Annotated in this window: 17 protein-coding genes; 13 read left to right on the top strand and 4 right to left on the bottom strand. The window is 33.3% G+C overall.

Annotated features, from left to right (window positions below):
* Positions 1 to 36 precede the first annotated feature (36 nt).
* Positions 37 to 2,862 (bottom strand): TonB-dependent receptor, encoded by a 2,826-nt coding sequence (locus tag CELLY_RS04475; RefSeq protein WP_013620468.1) that lies wholly within the window; start codon positions 2,860 to 2,862, stop codon positions 37 to 39.
* Positions 2,863 to 3,041: 179 nt separating this feature from the next.
* Between CELLY_RS04475 and CELLY_RS04470 the strand changes: the two genes are divergently transcribed.
* Both CELLY_RS04470 and CELLY_RS04465 read left to right on the top strand, forming a co-directional pair.
* Entirely contained in the window at positions 3,042 to 3,731 is a 690-nt protein-coding gene (locus CELLY_RS04470; protein ID WP_013620467.1) for a response regulator transcription factor, read from the top strand.
* Positions 3,731 to 4,786: a sensor histidine kinase gene (locus CELLY_RS04465; RefSeq protein WP_013620466.1), complete on the top strand. Its 1,056-nt coding sequence runs from the start codon at positions 3,731 to 3,733 to the stop codon at positions 4,784 to 4,786. The genes CELLY_RS04470 and CELLY_RS04465 overlap by 1 nt, the downstream gene beginning before the upstream one ends.
* Here the strand turns inward: CELLY_RS04465 and CELLY_RS04460 are convergent.
* On the bottom strand, positions 4,711 to 5,814 hold the full coding sequence (locus tag CELLY_RS04460; RefSeq protein ID WP_034646077.1) for a glycosyltransferase family protein: 1,104 nt from the start codon (positions 5,812 to 5,814) through the stop codon (positions 4,711 to 4,713). The two genes, CELLY_RS04465 and CELLY_RS04460, sit on opposite strands and share 76 nt — an antisense overlap.
* Positions 5,815 to 5,884: 70 nt before the next feature.
* On the opposite strand from CELLY_RS04460, the gene trmB reads away from it, so the two are divergent.
* The 7 genes from trmB to CELLY_RS04425 all read left to right on the top strand — a co-directional run bounded on the left by trmB (position 5,885) and on the right by CELLY_RS04425 (position 10,537).
* Positions 5,885 to 6,556 carry a tRNA (guanosine(46)-N7)-methyltransferase TrmB gene (gene trmB / locus CELLY_RS04455; protein WP_013620464.1) on the top strand — a complete coding sequence of 224 codons (672 nt, stop codon included), beginning with the start codon at positions 5,885 to 5,887 and terminating at the stop codon, positions 6,554 to 6,556.
* 3 nt (positions 6,557 to 6,559) lie between these two features.
* Positions 6,560 to 7,192, top strand: coding sequence for a LysE family transporter (locus tag CELLY_RS04450; RefSeq protein WP_013620463.1), 633 nt, complete (start codon positions 6,560 to 6,562; stop codon positions 7,190 to 7,192).
* A 1-nt stretch (position 7,193) separates the two neighbouring features.
* Positions 7,194 to 7,529, top strand: coding sequence for an MGMT family protein (locus CELLY_RS04445; RefSeq protein ID WP_013620462.1), 336 nt, complete (start codon positions 7,194 to 7,196; stop codon positions 7,527 to 7,529).
* A gap of 158 nt (positions 7,530 to 7,687) precedes the next feature.
* The gene (locus CELLY_RS04440) at positions 7,688 to 8,830 is read left to right on the top strand and encodes an Mrp/NBP35 family ATP-binding protein (RefSeq protein WP_013620461.1); all 1,143 of its coding nucleotides are present in this window, start codon (positions 7,688 to 7,690) and stop codon (positions 8,828 to 8,830) included.
* Between the two features lie 4 nt (positions 8,831 to 8,834).
* A complete protein-coding gene (locus tag CELLY_RS04435) occupies positions 8,835 to 9,074 on the top strand; it encodes a NifU family protein (RefSeq protein ID WP_013620460.1) in 240 nt (79 codons plus the stop codon).
* Positions 9,075 to 9,149: 75 nt separating this feature from the next.
* Entirely contained in the window at positions 9,150 to 10,208 is a 1,059-nt protein-coding gene (locus tag CELLY_RS04430; protein WP_013620459.1) for an NAD(P)/FAD-dependent oxidoreductase, read from the top strand.
* Positions 10,208 to 10,537, top strand: coding sequence for a 2Fe-2S iron-sulfur cluster-binding family protein (locus CELLY_RS04425; RefSeq protein ID WP_013620458.1), 330 nt, complete (start codon positions 10,208 to 10,210; stop codon positions 10,535 to 10,537). Before CELLY_RS04430 ends, CELLY_RS04425 begins: the two co-directional genes overlap by 1 nt.
* Positions 10,538 to 10,617: 80 nt before the next feature.
* Here the strand turns inward: CELLY_RS04425 and CELLY_RS04420 are convergent, their stop codons facing one another.
* Positions 10,618 to 12,357, bottom strand: coding sequence for an ABC transporter ATP-binding protein (locus CELLY_RS04420; protein WP_013620457.1), 1,740 nt, complete (start codon positions 12,355 to 12,357; stop codon positions 10,618 to 10,620).
* 158 nt (positions 12,358 to 12,515) lie between these two features.
* Between CELLY_RS04420 and CELLY_RS04415 the strand changes: the two genes are divergently transcribed.
* The 3 genes from CELLY_RS04415 (at position 12,516) to CELLY_RS04405 (ending at position 17,604) form a co-directional block, all read left to right on the top strand.
* Positions 12,516 to 14,699, top strand: a complete 2,184-nt coding sequence (locus tag CELLY_RS04415; protein ID WP_013620456.1) for an acylase — start codon at positions 12,516 to 12,518, stop codon at positions 14,697 to 14,699.
* A 6-nt stretch (positions 14,700 to 14,705) separates the two neighbouring features.
* Complete coding sequence (locus CELLY_RS04410; RefSeq protein WP_013620455.1) at positions 14,706 to 15,788, top strand: TPM domain-containing protein; 1,083 nt, start codon at positions 14,706 to 14,708, stop codon at positions 15,786 to 15,788.
* 130 nt (positions 15,789 to 15,918) lie between these two features.
* Entirely contained in the window at positions 15,919 to 17,604 is a 1,686-nt protein-coding gene (locus CELLY_RS04405) for a helix-turn-helix domain-containing protein (protein WP_013620454.1), read from the top strand.
* A gap of 1 nt (position 17,605) precedes the next feature.
* Here CELLY_RS04405 and CELLY_RS04400 read toward each other — a convergent pair whose 3' ends face one another.
* A complete protein-coding gene (locus CELLY_RS04400; protein ID WP_013620453.1) occupies positions 17,606 to 18,238 on the bottom strand; it encodes a hypothetical protein in 633 nt (210 codons plus the stop codon).
* A 201-nt stretch (positions 18,239 to 18,439) separates the two neighbouring features.
* Between CELLY_RS04400 and CELLY_RS04395 the strand changes: the two genes are divergently transcribed.
* Positions 18,440 to 19,330: a DMT family transporter gene (locus CELLY_RS04395; RefSeq protein ID WP_013620452.1), complete on the top strand. Its 891-nt coding sequence runs from the start codon at positions 18,440 to 18,442 to the stop codon at positions 19,328 to 19,330.

The raw sequence follows: 19,330 nt of genomic DNA, 5'->3' as shown, positions 1-19,330 counted from the left end.
TAACTCAGTTTTATATAAGTGTAACTATACTATTAATTAAAAGTTATATGACAAAGAAAGTTTTACGTTAGCACCTCTTTTGTAAGATAGTACTGTAACATCTTGTTCGTCTTGGAATCTTTCTACAGATGGGTTTAATATATTTTTAGCAGAAAGTCCAATTCTAATGTTTTCATTTAGTTGTGCTTTTGCTATAAAATCTAAAGAACCAAAACCTTTATCAACCAAGTTGCCTTTTCCTTGTACTCCTAAAGCGTATATTCTGTCTGAAAAATAGTTGTAAGCAATTGTAGTTGTAATGTTTTTGTTTTTACTGTAGTCTTTAGAAAAGCTAATGTCTCCGTTTAGTAACAAATCAGATGCTCCAGTTAAGCCGTCTTCCTCATTAGAAAAGTTTACGCTTAATGGAAAGCCAGCAGCGGTAGTTTCTTCAATTATCTTATCAGGGTTTAGCTCTTGATTTGTATTCATGTAAGATGCATTAAAGCCTGCAGATAATACAGTTTTTAATACGCTGTCTTCAGTATCTTTTTCTGTAGCAAAAAGATCTTTTCTTACTTCTAGTTCTACACCGTATGCTTTTGCCCAGTCACCAGAGTTTACGTAGCTAATTACGTTAGATGCAGAGTTAATTGTAATTTCATTAATAGGGTTTTCAATATATTTACCAAAAACACCTAATGAAATAATTTCACTAGAGTTAGGGAACATTTCCCATTTTAAGTCAAAGTTGTAATCTGTAGAAGCGTATAAACTTGGGTTACCAGTGTAAGTTGTTGTAACATCTTCAAATAAGAATAATGCTCTTTCTTTAAATTGTGGTAAGGTATATGTTTTACTAGCTGCAAACTTTAAGTTTTGCTTATCGTTTAGTTCATATTTTAAAGATAAAGCAGGTAAAAATTCTGTTTTTTCAAATTCATTAGAATCTCCCGCTGGGTCTATAGATGTACTCCAATCTATACTTTGGTTAATTTGCTCTACGCGTAAACCTGCAATTAATGTAAATTTAGGATTAAAAGCATACTCTAAATTAGTATAAGCGGCGTGTATATCTTGGTTACCATTATAAGTTTGTGGTTGTAATGCAATTGGGTTATTGGCATTACCTCTAAAGGTACTTAAGCTAAATAAGCCTGCATTTAAGTTCTCTTGAGTAAAATAAGCATCTAAATTGTAAGGGTCAGTAATAATAGGTTGTGGTATTGTAGACCCATCATTATTTCTTGTATTTATATTAAAGTTAAATTGAGTAGCTTCAAAATCAACTTCTTTAAATCTTCCGCTATAACCAACAGTTAATTTACCGTCATATAAATCATCCTCATTTTTCTTAAACTTATAAGTTGCAGATAAATTAGCAGCTAATTCATCTTCAGTTAAGTCTTGATAAAACCTGTGGTTATCAGAGTTACTAATAGATCTACGGAAAGATTTTGGTCCGTTTGGCTCATCCCAATCATCAGGAGATAGTGTAGTTTGTTTTCTGTTAGGAATACTACTTTCTACAGTGTTGTATGATGCTCCCCAATTAACCTCTAATTGTTCTCCAATTTTATGATCTCCTAATAATTGATTTACAAAAAGAGAAGTTCTTTCAAAAGTTCCTCTTTGTATTAAACCACCGCCTTCTGGCGCGTAATCAAAAACATTAATAACACCATTGTATTCTTGTTGTTTTTGAGTAGAAGTGTTTACGTATAAAGAGTTGTATTTAATTGATGATCTACCTATTGTATAACCAATATTAGCCATTAATGTAGAGTTTGTGCTATACTCGTAACTAGTATAGTCAAAATCTTTAGCAATTAAGCCACTAGGAGAAGTGCTACCTCTTGCAACACCTTCTTTATATTTGTAGTCGTTATCAAAAGTACCAACAGCAAAAAAGCTTAATTTACTTTGCTCACCTAAGGTATAAGAATCGCCACCAGATAAAGATAGGCTAGTAACTATAGGTGTAGGAGCAGATTCTCTGTCCCAGCTGGTTGTGTAGTTGTAATTGTTTAATGGAAAATCTGGATAGTCATTAGTATAAAAACCATATACATCTGGGCCATCGTTTAAGTAAAAATCACTTTCGCCAATAGCTTCAGTGTTAATACCAGTACCAACTCCTAGTTGTAAAAAGCCAGATCCTTTATAGTTTTTTGAAGAAATATCAATATTTGCACCTGCAAAGTCACCGTAGTTTTTGGCGTTATATGTTTTATCAATACCAATATACTCAACAATATCAGTAGAAAAAATATCTAAATCAATGTTTTTTCTAGAAGGATTATTGGTTGGTAAAGGCAATCCATTCATTGTAGTAACGTTGTAACGATCTCCTAAACCACGTACAAAAACACTACCAGAACCTTCTTGTTTAGAAATGCCAGTTGTTTTGGTAACAGCAGTAGCAACATCACTAACACCTTTACGTGCTAATTCTTGTGCGCCAATTGCAGTTTTCATTTCTACAGCTTTCTTTTGATCTAGTAATAAAGCTGTTTCAGAATCTTTTCTTGTAACTGTTGTAATAACAATTTCATCTAACATCATTCCTTCGTTAGCTGCCATTGGTACATTTATTGTTGTAACCTTGCCAGCAACAATAGCTACATTAGGTATTTCTACAGTTTCATATCCAACATAACTAAATACTACGGTGTATGTACCCGGCTCTAAATTTGCAATCTCATATAAGCCATCAAAATCTGATGTTGTTCCTTTAGTCGTTCCTTTAATTAGTACGTTAGCAAATGGTAACGGGTCATTATTCATTTCTTTGTCGGTTAATTTCCCAACAACGCTTCCTGTTTCTTGTGCCTTTGATACTAAGCACGTTAGTAGGCAAAATGTCAATAATAAAAGTCTCATTAATTTCGTTTAATAGTTGGCGCAAAGAACGTGTCAACCTGTGAACGCGATGTTACCTATGTGTTAACAATTTAATTCTTAATTGTTATTTAAATGTTATGATATTAAATGAATGTTAAGCAGCTTTGAAGTATAAGTATTATCTTTACTTTTGGCGAACCAATCAATAAAATATAAAAATGAAAAAGAAGGATATTAAAATACTTTTAGTAGACGACGAACCAGACATTTTAGAAATTGTTAGTTATAACCTTTCGTCAGAAGGATATGAGGTTTTTACAGCAAAAAATGGGGTTGAAGCTGTTGCTAAAGCAAAGAAAAAACATCCTCACTTAATTATTTTAGATGTAATGATGCCAGAAATGGATGGCATTGAAGCTTGCGAAATTATACGCAACACACCTGGTTTGCAAAACACAATTATTACCTTTTTAACGGCTAGAGGAGAAGATTATTCTCAGGTTGCCGGGTTTGATGCTGGTGCAGATGATTGCATTACAAAGCCTATTAAGCCAAAAGTTTTGGTTAGTAAGGTAAAAGCTTTGTTAAGAAGGTTAAAAGAAGACAATGCTGCAGAGCAAGAAGATATAGTTAAAGTTGGTAACATTGTAATTAATAGAGAAGAGTACAAGGTTATTAATGATGGCCAAGAAATAGTACTGCCAAGAAAAGAGTTTGAGCTTTTAGCTTTGTTAACCTCTAAGCCTAATAAAGTGTACAAAAGAGAAGTTATTTTAGACAAGGTTTGGGGTAACGAAGTTGTTGTTGGTGGTAGAACTATTGATGTGCACATTAGAAAATTAAGAGAAAAAATAGGAGACGACCATTTTAAAACTGTAAAAGGTGTTGGTTATAAGTTTGTTTTATAATGGCAAAAAGACTAAAAAAGTCATATAAATTCGCATTCCGTTCGTCATTTTTTATTGTAATAACACTAACACTGTTGTTAGGATTATATATGTATTATGCAGCTACTGTAGAGTGGCTGTTTTTGTTATGTTTTGCACTTGTTAGCTTTAGTATATCGTTTTTAATTATACAGCATAGAGTAGAGCGTTTTATATACAGAAGAATAAAAAAAATATATGATGATGTTTCTTTACTAGAGTCTACTTCTTTTTCATCTGCTCCTATTACTACAGATATAAAAACCTTGACAGAGGAGATTGAAAAATTTGCCAAAGGAAAAAAAATAGAAATTGACACGCTTAAAATTAGAGAAGAATACCGAAAAGATTTTTTAGGTAACGTATCTCATGAGTTAAAAACACCATTGTTTACGGTACAAGGTTATATTTTAACGTTGTTAGATGGTGCTATGGACGATAAAAAAGTGCGCGAAAAATATTTAGAGCGTGCTAATAAAGGTGTAGAGCGTTTAATATACATTGTTAAAGATTTAGATATGATTACCAAGCTAGAGGCTGGTGGTTTAACAATGGAATTTGAAGATTTTGATATTGTAGAGCTCATACAAAATGTTTTTGATTTGCTAGAAATGCGTGCTGCTAAAAAGCAAATTACATTAACTTTTGATATGGAGTATAAAGAGCCAATACTAGTTAGGGCAGATAAGGAGCGTATGCAACAGGTGGTGTCTAACTTGTTGGTAAACTCAATAAAATACGGCCACACTAACGGTACTACAGAGGTTAGTGTAGAGAACCTTATAAAAAATAAAGTAATTGTACGTGTTACAGACAATGGCGAAGGTATATCTAAAGAACACCTATCTAGGCTTTTTGAGCGTTTTTACCGTGTAGAAAAAAGTAGAAACAGAGAGGTTGGTGGCTCTGGACTAGGTTTATCTATAGTAAAACACATTATAGAAGCACATAACGAAAAAATTTATGTAGAAAGTGTAGTCGATGTTGGATCTGAGTTTTCTTTTACTTTAGAAAAAATAGAGAATAAAGAAGAGTAGTCTACAGTACTTTTAAATTTGGTTAAACCTTTATAATCTTTCACTTTTTTTAATAATTCTAGTGTAAAGTCATCTTGTTGGCAAGTTGGTGCTATTTCTTTTTTATTTAATCTTTTGGCTAAATACTCCTGCTCAAACTGTCCAGGTGTTGGTATAAAAAACGCCTTTTTTTCTAGTTTGGCTAAATCCATTAAAGTAGTGTAGCCAGATCTGCAAAGTATTAGTTTGCTTTCGTTTATAGCGCGTTCTAAAGCTTTAGAACTCATAAAGTTGTATACAACAATGTTGCCTCTTAATGAAGATATTTTTTGCTCTTCCTCTATAATACCTTTTACAAAAAGTACATCATTAGGATAGCCAATAAGTTCATCAAATATTTTTTCTTCAAGCATAGAACGTTGTGGTTCTGGACCAGATAACAGCACCATTAAATCGTACTTTTTAGGTGTGTCAGTTTTACTAAACCTACTTAGTGGTCCCAAGTATTTAATTTTAAGGCTAGATTTTTTTAAATGGCCAAGTTTGCCAGATAGGTTAGGCTGTTTTTTAGTGTCTGGCACCCAACATTCATCAAATTTTTTAATAATATTTTGGTGCAATTTAGTGGTCATCCAAGTGGTGTTACCGGTCAGCACATTTAATTGGTGCGTAATAAAAACACTAGGTACTTTTTTGTAGCAAACACCTAAACGGTTGTCAGATATAATACCATCAATATTAAACTCTTTTACCAGTTTTTTAGTTTGTTTTTTCTCTTTTTGTATTGCTTTAAGCATTTTAGGAGAATCCCAAAGTAATTTTATTTTAAAGTTTTTTCCGTTTTTGGCATATTTTATTTTGTACGATGGCAATTCGTGAAACTCCAAGCCCGGAAATTCTTTTTTTAAAAGGTTAAGTGCGTCGCCATCAGAGGCAATAACAGGAGTAAAACCTTGGGTTAATAAAGCATTAATTATAGGAATACATCTTGTAGCGTGCCCTAAACCCCAGTTTAATGGGGCAACCAATATGCGTTTGCTTTTATTCATACCTATAAAGAAACTACTATAAAAACATAAATAGATTTCCTTAGCTTTGCCAAATCATTAAATTTATGTTGTGGGAAGTAAAAACAAGCTAAAGAGGTTTAAAGAAAATGAAACGTTTGATAACGTAATTCAGCCAACCAGAGAAGAAATAGTAGATGAAACATTTGCTTTAAAAGGCAAGTGGAATACTTTTTTTAAGAACGATAACCCAATTATACTAGAGTTGGGTTGTGGTAAAGGAGAGTATACCGTTGGTTTGGCAAAGCAAAGTCCTAACAAAAATTTTATTGGTGTAGACATAAAAGGAGCTCGTTTTTGGAGAGGAGCTAAAACAGCAACCGAAGAAAATATGGATAATGTTGGTTTTATTAGAACTCAGATAGAGTTAATAGATCAACTTTTTGCAGAAGGTGAAGTTTCTGAAATTTGGATTACTTTTCCAGATCCTCAAATAAAATACAAACGTACCAAGCACAGGTTAACTAACGAGGCTTTTTTAGCTAAGTATAGGCAAATATTAAAAGCAGATGGTGTTGTTAACCTAAAAACCGATAGCGAGTTTATGCACGGTTACACTTTAGGTCTTTTGCATGGTAAAGGTTTAGAGGTACTTTACGCAAATCATGATGTGTATAAAAATGAAGGAAGTCCAAAAGAAGTATTAGAAATTCAGACTTTCTATGAAAATCAGTATCTTGAGAAAGGAAAACCAATCACCTATATAAAATTTAGAGTCAATTAACCAATGACACACTTACTCATACTCTTTTTTGCAACATTTTCTGGGGCCTTTATGGCAACTGTGCCTCCTGGGTTGTTAAATATGAATGCTGCAAAAATTAGTGTAGAAAAAGGAAAGTTAAATGGTATAATATTTAGTATTGGCGTAGCTATAACGGTAATTTTACAAGCATACATAGCGGTAATAATATCTAAATTTTTACACAATAATCCAGATTTTGTTGGTGTACTGCTAAAAGTAGCTTTAGGAGTATTTGCCTTATTAGGCATTTATTTTTTTGCTATGGCAAAAGAGTGGATTAAACCTAAAAAGAAGGCCAAGCCTAAAATTAGTAAGCGTAATAGTTTTTTTAAAGGTGTTTTTTTAGCAGCAATAAACCTTCTTACAATTCCGTATTACAGTGGTATGAATGCAATGTGGAAGGCATCAGGCTGGATTAAATTTCAGGTTTGGGATATTTTGGTGTTTATACTTGCTGCAGGCTGTGGTACTTTTGCAGTGTTGTACTTATACACTGTTTATTTTAATAAACTAGAGAAAAAATCTAACGGGTTTTCTAAAAACTCTAATTACATTATAAGTGCCTTAATGCTGTTACTTTTTATTATAACTTTAATAAGAGTATATAATCATTAAAATGGCAACAGATAATCAGAATTTTTTTGAAAGAGTATATGCGGTAGCAAAACAAATACCCTATGGCAGAGTAACCTCTTATGGGGCAATAGCTAAATATTTAGGAGCTGCACGTAGTGCGCGTATGGTAGGTTGGGCTATGAATGCATCTCATTTAAAAGAAGAAATACCAGCCCACAGAGTAGTAAACCGTAAAGGGTTGCTAACAGGTAAGCATCATTTTGACGGAACCAACCTTATGCAACAGCTTTTAGAGAATGAAGGTGTTGTGGTTATAAACAATCAAATACAAAACTTAGAAACCTATTTTTGGGATCCTATAGAAGAACTAGAGTAGCCTTAGCTTTAAAATCTATATGCTGTCTAAATAATATATTTTAAACTTATAAAAGTATGTTATATTTCAATTCTGCTGCTTCTTAATCTCAGCCCTATACACTATCTTTGTAGTTTAGAATCAGTTTAAGTAAAAAGCTGAAAAAGAAAGTACTATAGATGAAGCTAAATAAACAAGATGTCTTAAAGGCATTAGAAAAGATAACAGTTCCTGGTGAAGGTAAAAATATGGTTGAAAGCGGAGCTGTAACCAATGTTATGGTTTTTGGTGATGAGGTAGTTGTAGATGTAACTATAAACAATCCTAGTTTACAAGCACGTAAAAAAACTGAGGTAGAAATTTTAAAAGCTATACACGCAGAAGTGTATGAAAAAGCTAAAATTAAAGTTAATATTAAGGTTGATGCAGAAGCTGCAAAGCCAAAAACTAACGAAATTAAAGGGAAGCCACTTCCTGGAATTAAAAATATTATAGCTGTTGCCTCTGGTAAAGGAGGTGTAGGTAAATCTACAGTAACAGCTAACCTAGCTGTAAGCTTAGCTAAAATGGGCTTTAAAGTTGGTTTGTTAGATGCAGATATCTACGGGCCATCTATGCCAATTATGTTTGATGTGGCTCAAGAAAAACCTTTAGCAGTAAATATAGACGGTAAGTCTAAAATGAAACCAGTAGAAAGTTACGGAGTTAAATTGCTATCTATTGGCTTTTTTACACAACCAAACCAAGCTGTAATTTGGAGAGGGCCAATGGCATCTAAAGCATTAAACCAAATGATTTTTGATGCACATTGGGGAGAAATAGACTTTATGCTTATAGATTTGCCTCCAGGAACAGGAGATATACATTTAAGTATTATGCAGGCAATGCCTGTAACTGGTGCTGTAGTAGTAAGTACACCACAAGAAATAGCTTTAGCAGATGCACGTAAAGGTGTAGCAATGTTTCAGCAAGATTCTATTAACGTACCTGTTTTAGGAGTTGTAGAAAATATGGCGTATTTTACTCCAGAAGAGTTGCCAAACAACAAATATTATATTTTTGGTAAAGAAGGAGCAAAACACTTATCAGAAGACTTAAAAGTGCCTTTTTTAGGAGAAGTTCCTTTGGTACAAAGCATAAGAGAAGCTGGTGATGTTGGTAGACCTGCAGCAATGCAAGAAGGTACACCTATAGAAACTGCTTTTAACGAGCTTACAAAAAATGTAGTGCAACAAGTGGTAAGTAGAAATACAGATTTGCCACCAACAGAGGCTATTAAAATAACAACTATGGCGGGTTGCTCGCCTGTTAATAAGCAATAAGAAAATGACAACAGAAGAGGTAAGAACTAACGTAGAGAAAGCATTAGAGGAAATCCGCCCATTTTTACAGAGTGATGGTGGTGATATTTCTCTAATTTCAATAGATAATGATACTTCTGTAAAAGTAAAGTTAGAAGGTGCGTGTGTTGGTTGTAGTGTAAACCAAATGACACTTAAAAGTGGTGTAGAAATGACCATTAAAAAGTATGTGCCACAGATTGAAGAAGTAATTAACGTTGGTTAATTTGTGCTGATAATTGTCATATTATAAGCATAATTACTTCTGTAATTTTACATTTATTTTTAAGACTACTTTTACATGATTAAGACAGATATATTAATTATAGGTGCTGGTCCAACAGGATTATTTGCTGTTTTTGAAGCCGGATTGTTAAAACTAAAGTGCCATTTAATAGATGCCTTGCCACAAGCAGGCGGACAATGTTCTGAGATTTATCCTAAAAAACCAATTTATGATATTCCTGGTTTTCCAGAAGTACTGGCAGGTGATTTGGTAGATAACTTAATGGAGCAAATAAAAGCGTTTCAGCCAGGTTTTACTTTGGGTGAACGTGCAGAAACTATAGATAAACAAGAAGATGGTTCTTTTATAGTTACAACAAATAAAGGTACAAAACACCACGCACCAATTGTTGCAATTGCAGGTGGTTTAGGTAGTTTTGAACCTCGTAAACCCTTGTTAGAAAACTTATCTAAGTTTGAGGACAATGGCGTTGCTTATATGATAAAAGATCCAGAAGTTTATCGTAATAAAAAAGTGGTTATAGCTGGTGGTGGAGATTCTGCTTTGGATTGGAGTATTTTTTTAGCTGATGTAGCTGCTGAGGTTACTTTGGTGCATAGAAGAAATGAGTTTAGAGGAGCTTTAGACTCGGTTGAAAAAGTGCAACAACTTAAAAATGCAGGTAAAATTAACCTTATTACTCCGGCAGAAATTGTTGGTTTAAAAGGAGATGATACACTTACTGCTGTAGAAATTAAAAAAACAGGAGAAGAAGAAAACCTTGTTTTAGAGGTAGATAATTTTATTGCTTTATTTGGTTTATCTCCAAAACTAGGTCCAATAGGAGATTGGGGATTAGAGATAGAGAAAAATGCAATAAAAGTTGATAATGCTTTAGATTACCAAACAAACATACCTGGTATTTATGCTATTGGAGATGTAAATACATATCCAGGAAAACTAAAGCTCATATTGTGTGGTTTTCATGAAGCTACATTAATGTGTCAGAGTGCCTACCAAAAAATATATCCAGATAAAAAATATGTTATGAAATATACTACCGTTGGTGGTGTGTCTGGTTTTGATGGTACTAAAAAAGAAGCGCCTAAAGCAGTTGTAAAAGCAATAGAATAATGAGTGATATTAAATTAAAAATAACAGACAGAGAAGGTGTTTTACACGAGGTAGATGCACCTACTGATATGAATATGAATTTAATGGAAGTTGTACGTTCTTACGAGCTTGCTCCAGAGGGTACAATTGGTATTTGTGGTGGTATGGCAATGTGTGCCTCTTGTCAATGTTATGTTAAGTCGGATCATGAGCTACCAGAAATGTCTGATGATGAAGATGCTATGTTGGCAGAAGCTTTTAATGTAGAAGATAACAGCAGATTAGGTTGTCAAATACATATGACGCCAGATTTAGATGGTTTAGAAGTTGAGTTGGCTCCAGAGAGTTAAAATCAATTTAATTAAAAATATAAAAAGCTCAAATTCTAAAATTAAGAATTTGAGCTTTTTACTTGTAATATTCTTCGTTATTATATTCTTGCTTGGTAGGTAAACAAGTTAAAGTAACGTCCTTCTTTAGCAATAAGTTCATCGTGAGTGCCGCTTTCTGCAATTTCACCATTTTCTATCACTAAAATCTGGTCTGCCTTGCGTATAGTACTTAGTCTGTGTGCAATAACAAAAGTAGTTCTGCCTTGCGTTAATGTGGCCAAACTTTTTTGTATTAAAGCTTCACTCTCTGTATCTAAATTAGAGGTGGCTTCGTCTAAAATTAATATTTTAGGATTGGCCAAAATAGCTCTAGCAATAGCAATACGTTGGCGTTGTCCGCCAGATAATTTAACTCCACGTTCTCCAATTAAAGTTTCTAAGCCATCATCAAATCTATCTGTAAATTCATTTACGTAGGCAGCTTCAACGGCGTTTAAAAGTTCTTCTTCTGTAGCGTTTGGTCTAGGAAAAAGGATGTTATTACGTATGGTGCCTTCAAACAAAAAGTCGTCTTGCAAAACCACACCTAAATGTTGTCTAAAACTGTTTAAGTCTATTTTAGATAAGTCGTTACCATCAATAGTAATTGTGCCGCCATCCGGATTTAAAAAACTTGCAGCTAAACCAGCAATGGTAGATTTTCCAGAACCAGAACTGCCAACCAAAGCAACCACCTTACCTGAGTTTACAGTAAAACTTACGTTGGTAATTACCTCTTTATCTTCTTCATAAGCAAAAGAGACGTTGTTAAAAGCTACATCACCTTTAATATCGTCTAATACAATTGTACGGTCTTTTTCATCTGCTTCTGCGGTCATATTCATAAGCTCCTCTGTACGGTCTAAACCTGCAAGGGCTTCTGTAAGCTGACTACCAACGTTACTCATCTGTACAATAGGGGCAACCATAAGTGCAAGTAAAAATGTAAACTGAAAATACTCACCCGTTGTTAAGTCACCTGTAATTAATAAATAACCACCATAACCCATCATAATCCCTGTTGTGGCAAGTCCTAATAAAAAAGTAGATGAGCTTGTCATTACAGCGGTTGCCGTTAAACTCTTTTTTACATTTTTATATAATTTAGCAACACCTTTTTCAAAAATTTTATTTTCTTGTTCTTCGGCGTTAAAACCTTTAATAACTCTAACTCCGCTTAAAGTTTCTGTTAACCTGCCTTTTACTTCAGCGTTTATTTTACCTCGTTCTCTAAAAACAGGGCGTATAATTTTAAATGCTTTTATAGAAATAAAGGCAAATAAAATTAAGGGTGCAAACGCCATTAGCGTCATTGTTAAACTAATTTGCACCAACAAAACAACAGATACTACAGCGGTAATAGTACCACCCACTAATTGTACCAAACCAGTGCCTATTAAATTCCGTACGCCTTCTACATCACTCATAATTCTAGATACTAATCCGCCAGACTTGTTATTATCAAAAAAACTAATAGGTAAAGACAATACTTTTTTCTGTACTTGCGCACGTAGTTCAGATATTAAATACTGTGCCTGTATACTTAATACTTTGGTAAGTAAAAATGATGTTATTGCTTGCACCAAAAAAGCAGCAATTACCAGCGCTACTAAAGTTTTTAAAAAGGGAATATCTTTATTTGGTACAATATCATCCATTAAATATTTAAGAGATATTGGAGCAACAAAACTTGCGGCCTTACTTATTACAATTAATAAAAGTCCTATAAAAACAAGTTTGCGTCTTGGCCAAATAATAGTTTTAAATGCGGTTAAAATGCTTACTTTCTTCTCTGCCATCGTTCTATTTTCAATTTGTATGCAAGGTAATTTAAATCTATGTTAATTTTAGTTATCTGCTTTTTTAATGAGGTTATCAACCTAAAAAAACCTTTAAAATTAGTTTTTAAAACAGAAGTCTAGTATTTTCACACAAACCATTTTAATAGTTCTTTTAGATGAAAATTAGCATATATACCCTTGTGTTTTTTAGCTTGTTAGTCGGTTGTAAACAAGCAACCAAACAAAATAAAAATGTAGATCGTTGGCAAGCACACGCAGATAACACCACTATAATTAGAGATACATTTGGTGTGCCACATATTTATGGTAAAACAGATGCTGATGCTGTTTTTGGCTTGTTGTATGCACAATGTGAGGACGATTTTAACCGAGTAGAACAAAATTACATATGGGCAACTGGTAGGTTGGCAGAGGTAGATGGTGAAGAAGCTTTGTATAGTGATCTGCGAGCTAAATTATTTATGACAGAAGAAGAGGCAATTGCTAACTACAATAAGAGTCCAGAATGGTTAAAAGAGTTGTGCAATGCATTTGCAGATGGTATTAATTATTATTTACACACGCACCCAGAGGTTACACCTAGGTTGTTGACAAAGTTTGAGCCTTGGATGCCAATGTATTTTAGTGAAGGCTCTATTGGTGGTGATATAGAACGAATTTCTACACGTAAAATAAAAGCATTTTATGAGGGTGATATGGAAATTCCTGAAGCAACAGAATTAAAAATTGAAGAAGAAAAAGCAGAGTTAGAACCGCAAGGATCTAACGGTATTGCAATATCTGGTAACTTAACACAGTCTGGCAATGCAATGCTTTTAATTAATCCGCATACCTCATTTTTCTTTAGGGGAGAAGTACACGTAGTTAGTGAAGAGGGTTTAAATGCATACGGAGCAGTTACTTGGGGGCAGTTTTTTGTGTACCAAGGGTTTAATGAAAAAACCGGTTGGATGCACACATCTACATACACAGATGTTATGGATGAGTTTAAAGAAACTATTGTAAATCTTAAAGGCGATTTAAAATACCAGTACGGAGAAGAACTTAGAGATGTTGTTGAAGATTCGGTTACCTTAAAGTACAAATCTGGTGAGTCTATAAAACAAAAAACGTTTAAAACGTACAGAACACATCACGGACCAATTACGCATAAAAGTGACGGAAAATGGACAGCCTCTGCTATGATGTGGGAACCTGTAAAAGCATTAGAACAATCTTACATTAGAACAAAACAAAACGGATACAAGGGTTTTAGAGAAATGATGAATATACGTACCAACTCATCTAACAATACGGTGTATGCAGATGCTGGTGGTAATATAGCTTATTTTCACGGTAATTTTGTGCCAGTACGCGATACTGTTTTTGATTTTACAAAGCCAGTAGATGGTAGTAATCCGCAAACAGATTGGAAAGGATTGCACACTGTAGATGAAAATATATTGCTTTTAAATCCTAAAAACGGATGGTTGCAAAACTGTAATTCTACACCTTATACTGCAGCGTTAGAAAACAGTCCAAAAAGAAAAAACTATCCTAAATATATGTCTAAAGACCAAGAAAACTTTAGGGGTGTACACGCAATACGTTTATTAACAGATAAAAAAGAGTACACATTAGATAGTCTTATAAAATTAGCACACGATCCCTATTTGCCAGCGTTTAAAGCTTTAATTCCTGGATTAGTAGAGGCATATGATACAACAGACAAAACAAAACTTTTAAGTTTGCCAATAGAGGAGCTACGCAACTGGGATTTTAAAACCTCAAAAGAATCTGTAGCAATGACACTGGCACACTATTACGGCACTATGTATGGTAGAAACGGGAAACGACCGCGTAAAATGAGTGATATGGAAGCAATGATTTATTTTGGATCTGCGTCACCAATGGCTGAGCGTTTGTCCGTTTTTAGAGCTGTAATAAAAAAGTTAGAGTCCGACTTTGGAACTTGGAATATTCCGTGGGGAGAGGTAAATAGGTACCAACGTTTAAATGGCGACATAAAACAAGCTTTTAATGATGATGAGCCAAGTGTTGCAGTTGGTTTTGCTTCTGGTCGTTGGGGAGCTTTAGCAGCCTATGGTGTTAGCTATACCAATAATACCAAAAAAATATATGGTACGCGTGGCAATAGTTTTGTTGCTGCGGTAGAGTTTGGAGAAAAAGTAAAAGCTAAAACAATTTTGGCAGGTGGACAAAGTGGAGATCCTGCTTCGGCACATTTTAACGATCAAACTGATGCATACATAAATATGCAATTTAAGACCGTAGCTTTTTATAAGGATGATGTTTTAAAACAAGCAGAAAAAACATACCATCCTGGAGAAGTAAAGTAATTGAATATGATTAAGAAAATAGTTTTTTTACTTTTTGTTTGTTTTACAGTTGTTGGTTCAGCACAAGATTATGAGTATCCTGTAATTAAAGATATAGTAACTGATAATGCAGGTATATTTGAGACAGAAGCAGCACAAGCTTTGCGTAATAAATTGACAAATTTTGAAACAGAAACAACTACGCAGTTGGTGGTGCTTACAGTTAATTCTTTAAACGGACAAAATATAGAAGATTTTGCAAATAAAACATTTAACCAAAATAAACTAGGGCAAGCAAAGGAAGATAATGGTATTTTAATTCTCTTTTCTAGTTTTGATAGAGAAGTTAGAATTGAAGTTGGTTATGGCTTAGAACCTTATATTACAGACATAGTGGCAAAACGAATTATAGAGGACACTATGATTCCTGAGTTTAAAGAAGGTGCTTATTTTACAGGAATAGACAAAGCTACAGACCAATTAATAAACTTTATTAAAAATCCCGGAGCACTAAAGAAGTTTAAAGAACTCATAAAAGAGAGAGATCGTAAGCAAGAAAGAATTGGAAATATATTACTACTCACCTTTGGTTTCTTTTTTTTGATTACAGGTTGTTTTGTTATTTATATTTCAGGAAAAAAGGGATTTAAAATTTTTAAAAAGTTTTTTACGGCAGAGATTGGACTTATCTTTTTTACAATAAACATACTAGTATATACAGTATATTTTTGTTTTGGTGTTGTATTGTTGGCAATTATTATTTTGACCTGTTTTAAAAAATATGGTTATCAGGTTGAACCATTCATAGAAACTAATTCCATTTTAATTTTTTGTGTTTCAATAGTATTATTTATTGCAACCTTAACAGTAATTACAATTAAAGATCTTGTTGTAAAAAATAAAACTAAATTATCTTTTTCGTTATTTAAAAGTGATTATGATTCTGTTATAAAAGCTATAAAAAGTATTGGTTCTTCAAATGGAAGAAGTGGTGGTTCTTCAAGTAGTTCATACAGTAGTTATAGCAGTAGTGGCTTTAGCAGTAGTTCTAGTAGTTTTTCTGGCGGAGGAGGAAGTTCTGGCGGCGGCGGCGCAAGTGGAAGTTGGTAGTGTAATTTGATTAAGATTGGTACGGGATTAAAACTACAGGAATTAGCACTCTAATTTTTATATCTTAAAATTTATAATGATATTGTGAATTGGAATAATAGTAAGATTATTCTAAATAACACACAAACCATTGCAACAACAAAAAGCTTTAGCATTATTAAAATCTGGTAAAAATGTATTTTTAACAGGTTCTGCAGGTACAGGTAAAACGTATGTTTTAAACCAGTACATTACCTATTTAAAAAAACGAAGAATACCTGTTGCTATAACAGCATCTACAGGTATTGCAGCTACGCATATGAATGGGATGACCATACACTCTTGGGCTGGTTTTGGTATAAAAGAACAACTTACCAGAGCTAATCTAAATTCTATGAAGGAGAAAAAGTACCTTAAAGAACATTTAGAAAATGCAAAAATTTTAATTATTGATGAAATATCAATGCTGCATAAAAAACAGTTAGATATGGTAGATACTGTTTTGCAATTTTTTAAAGAAAATGATGAGCCCTTTGGGGGCATACAAGTTGTGGTTTGTGGCGATTTTTTTCAGTTACCGCCAATTGGCAATCAAAATGAAAAAAGTAAAGATAAATTTGCCTTTATGTCTGCTGCTTGGGTTGCTGCTAAATTTAATGTGTGTTATTTAACGGAGCAATATAGGCAAGCAAATGAAGATGTTTTAAATACTATTTTAAATGAAATTAGAATAGGAAAAATATCTAAAAAAAGTATAGAAGAACTTAAAAAAGCAGAGCAGAATACGTTTAGTAAAGATGATGAGCCTACCAAATTGTTTACGCACAATTATGATGTAGATCAGATTAATAACGAGCATTTACTACAATTAAAAGGTAAGATAAAAAGATTTAAGGCTACCACTAAAGGAAACAAAAAACTGGTAGAAACTTTAAAAAAATCTGTTTTAGCTAAAGAAGAATTAGAGTTAAAAATGCATACCAAAGTTATGTTTGTGCGCAACAACCAAGAACAAGGGTATGTAAATGGTACACTAGGTACTATTGTTAGTTTTAATGATGATGGATTTCCGGTAGTAAAAACAGCCCAAGGAAAACGAATTTCTGTAAAGCAAGAGAATTGGGGTGTGCAGGACGATACCGGAAAAGTTTTGGCTAGTTTAGACCAAATACCATTGCGTTTAGCTTGGGCAATAACGGTACATAAATGTCAGGGTATGACGCTAGATGGTGCGCTCATAGACCTATCTAAAACTTTTGAAAAAGGCCAGGGTTATGTAGCTTTATCTCGTTTAAAAAATATTGAAAACCTAAAGTTATTAGGTTTTAACGAAATGGCTTTGCAGGTAGATGGACTAGCTTCTAAAGCAGACAAAAGATTTTTAGAACTATCTGATGAAGCAGATAAAAAATATGCCTTAGATAATTTAGAGGAAGAAGCGATTAAATTTGTAGTAGAGTGTGGTGGCTTAACCAATATAAAAGCTATAGAAAAGCACGCTAAAAAAATTATAGATAAGAAAATTAAAAAAGATTCTACCTATGATGTTACCCTAGATTATTTTAGAAAGAAACTAAGCATTGAAGAAATTGCAGATCAAAGAGGATTGTCTAGTGGAACTATAGCGGGACATTTAATTAAATTATGCAAAGATTACCCTGAAGAAGATTTTAGTTTTTATCAGCCTAAAGAACAAATAATTAAAGATGTAGAAAAGGCTAAAAGCAAGCAGAAAAAAGGAGAGCCTGTAAGTTTAAAAGCTATTTTTGAAGCCTTAAATAAAAAAGTAGATTATAACGATATTAAGCAGGCACTAGCTTTTATTGGTAGAGAGTAACTTACTCTTGTATTACAATAATAGTAGCTTTAGACCCTGTGGAAAGCAACCATTTTTTAGAAGATATCACTTTCCCGTTTTCATCATAAATGTTTACTTGTGCGGTATTTGGACCAGATGTACCTTGGTTTAATGCTTCAAAATCTATACGGTTAAAACCTTTTTTTAGTGTATAGTTTACTCCTTTAAAAGCGCCACCAAGCATTAAATTGTGCTCTATTACTTTTCCGTCTGCATAAATTTTTACGCGGTCACCATCTACATATTCGTGATCTCTACAAACAATACCAACAAATTTTCCGGTAGTTTTTACATCACCTAAATATTGATCTCCATGAAACGATTTAGAGTCTTTTTTTTCTTCAAAACCTAAACGAGGATTCAATTTAACATCACGCCCAGGTTTAACAAGTCTGTTGTCTGGAGTCATATCTATTCTAGGCTTCATCATAGAATCTAAAAAGTTTGTATTGTTAGGTTGCTTTTTAGGTTCTGGTATTATAATAGTTACAGGTGGTGCAGTTTTTACCTCTTTCTTTGCTTCAATTTTTAAAGGTATAACAGTCGTTTCCTGGGCTACAACTGGTGTAGCAAAAAACAGAATGGTTAATAATGTGAGTAATGAAAATCGCATTAAGTTACTTTAAAAATTTTAAGATAAAGATAGCAAATACCTTGCCATGTGGTAAATTTTTGTTGTTAAATTAACAGTTAAGAGTCATTTATTAGACAAACTACAAGTTTTTTTATAGGGTTAAGTTTTAACGCTAACTTTTTATAAAAAGTATTTTTTTATATCCTTTTTATTTTAAATTAGCCAGCTAATTTATGGCGTATGAAAAAGGCAAAAGTTGCTCTAGCTTTAGGTGTTTTATGCATCTCTATATTTCCTATTTTGGTTAAGTTAAACTTAACACCAGGTGTTATATCTGCTTTTTATAGGATGGCAGTAGCCACAGTATGTATTTTGCCATATGTTTTACTAACCAAACAGTTTAAAATTACAGCTAAAAAACCGTTTTACTTAGCAATGTTATGCGGAGTTATTTTTGGTTTAGATGTTGCTGTTTGGAACATAGCTATACAAGAGTCTACAGCTACACAAGCTACACTTTTAACCAATTTATCTCCGGTTTGGGTTGGTGTAGGGGCTTTTTTCTTTTTAAAAGATAAGCCTACTAATAATTTTTGGTTTGGTACCGTAATTGCAATTATAGGTATGGTGATGTTGGTTGGTTTTAAAACATTTGTTGCGTTAGATTTTAATTTAGCTTTTTGCTTTGCAGTGCTATCTGGTATGTTGTACGCAGTATATATGTTGCTAAGTAAAGATATTTTAAACCAAATAAATGTACTTACGTTTATGACAACAAGCTTGGTTGCATCTACTATATTTTTAGGGGTATTAAGTTACGCAATTAATGAGCCTTTTACGGGTTTTTCTAATGCAGGATGGTTAGTGCTATTGCTACAAGGTTTGGTGTGCCAGCTTTTAGCTTGGTTGCTAATTAGCTATGCAACTAAGCATATGCGCGCAACCAGAGTGTCGGTTAGTTTATTAGGACAAGCCATTTTAGCCTCTTTTTTAGCGTGGTTATTTTTAGATGAGGCTATTTCTACTCAGATGGTAGTGGGTGGTTTGGTATTGCTTTTTGGTATACGTATTACCTTTTACCAAAAAAGTATATTTGCTAAAAAAAGAGTTTTAAAAAGAAAATTGTCTTAG

The organism is Cellulophaga lytica DSM 7489 (genome assembly GCF_000190595.1).
GTDB lineage: Bacteria > Bacteroidota > Bacteroidia > Flavobacteriales > Flavobacteriaceae > Cellulophaga > Cellulophaga lytica.
The sequence above is the reverse complement of the archived record's forward strand: the minus strand, read 5'-3'. Positions and strand labels throughout refer to the sequence as shown.

Excerpts from the sequence above, each read along its gene's own strand:
- CELLY_RS04475 (WP_013620468.1), bottom strand. The coding sequence starts at position 2,862 with ATGAGACTTTTATTATTGACATTTTGCCTACTAACGTGCTTAGTATCA.
- CELLY_RS04470 (WP_013620467.1), top strand. The coding sequence starts at position 3,042 with ATGAAAAAGAAGGATATTAAAATACTTTTAGTAGACGACGAACCAGAC.
- CELLY_RS04465 (WP_013620466.1), top strand. The coding sequence starts at position 3,731 with ATGGCAAAAAGACTAAAAAAGTCATATAAATTCGCATTCCGTTCGTCA.
- CELLY_RS04460 (WP_034646077.1), bottom strand. The coding sequence starts at position 5,814 with ATGAATAAAAGCAAACGCATATTGGTTGCCCCATTAAACTGGGGTTTA.
- CELLY_RS04450 (WP_013620463.1), top strand. The coding sequence starts at position 6,560 with ATGACACACTTACTCATACTCTTTTTTGCAACATTTTCTGGGGCCTTT.
- CELLY_RS04445 (WP_013620462.1), top strand. The coding sequence starts at position 7,194 with ATGGCAACAGATAATCAGAATTTTTTTGAAAGAGTATATGCGGTAGCA.
- CELLY_RS04440 (WP_013620461.1), top strand. The coding sequence starts at position 7,688 with ATGAAGCTAAATAAACAAGATGTCTTAAAGGCATTAGAAAAGATAACA.
- CELLY_RS04435 (WP_013620460.1), top strand. The coding sequence starts at position 8,835 with ATGACAACAGAAGAGGTAAGAACTAACGTAGAGAAAGCATTAGAGGAA.
- CELLY_RS04430 (WP_013620459.1), top strand. The coding sequence starts at position 9,150 with ATGATTAAGACAGATATATTAATTATAGGTGCTGGTCCAACAGGATTA.
- CELLY_RS04425 (WP_013620458.1), top strand. The coding sequence starts at position 10,208 with ATGAGTGATATTAAATTAAAAATAACAGACAGAGAAGGTGTTTTACAC.
- CELLY_RS04420 (WP_013620457.1), bottom strand. The coding sequence starts at position 12,357 with ATGGCAGAGAAGAAAGTAAGCATTTTAACCGCATTTAAAACTATTATT.
- CELLY_RS04415 (WP_013620456.1), top strand. The coding sequence starts at position 12,516 with ATGAAAATTAGCATATATACCCTTGTGTTTTTTAGCTTGTTAGTCGGT.
- CELLY_RS04410 (WP_013620455.1), top strand. The coding sequence starts at position 14,706 with ATGATTAAGAAAATAGTTTTTTTACTTTTTGTTTGTTTTACAGTTGTT.
- CELLY_RS04400 (WP_013620453.1), bottom strand. The coding sequence starts at position 18,238 with ATGCGATTTTCATTACTCACATTATTAACCATTCTGTTTTTTGCTACA.
- CELLY_RS04395 (WP_013620452.1), top strand. The coding sequence starts at position 18,440 with ATGAAAAAGGCAAAAGTTGCTCTAGCTTTAGGTGTTTTATGCATCTCT.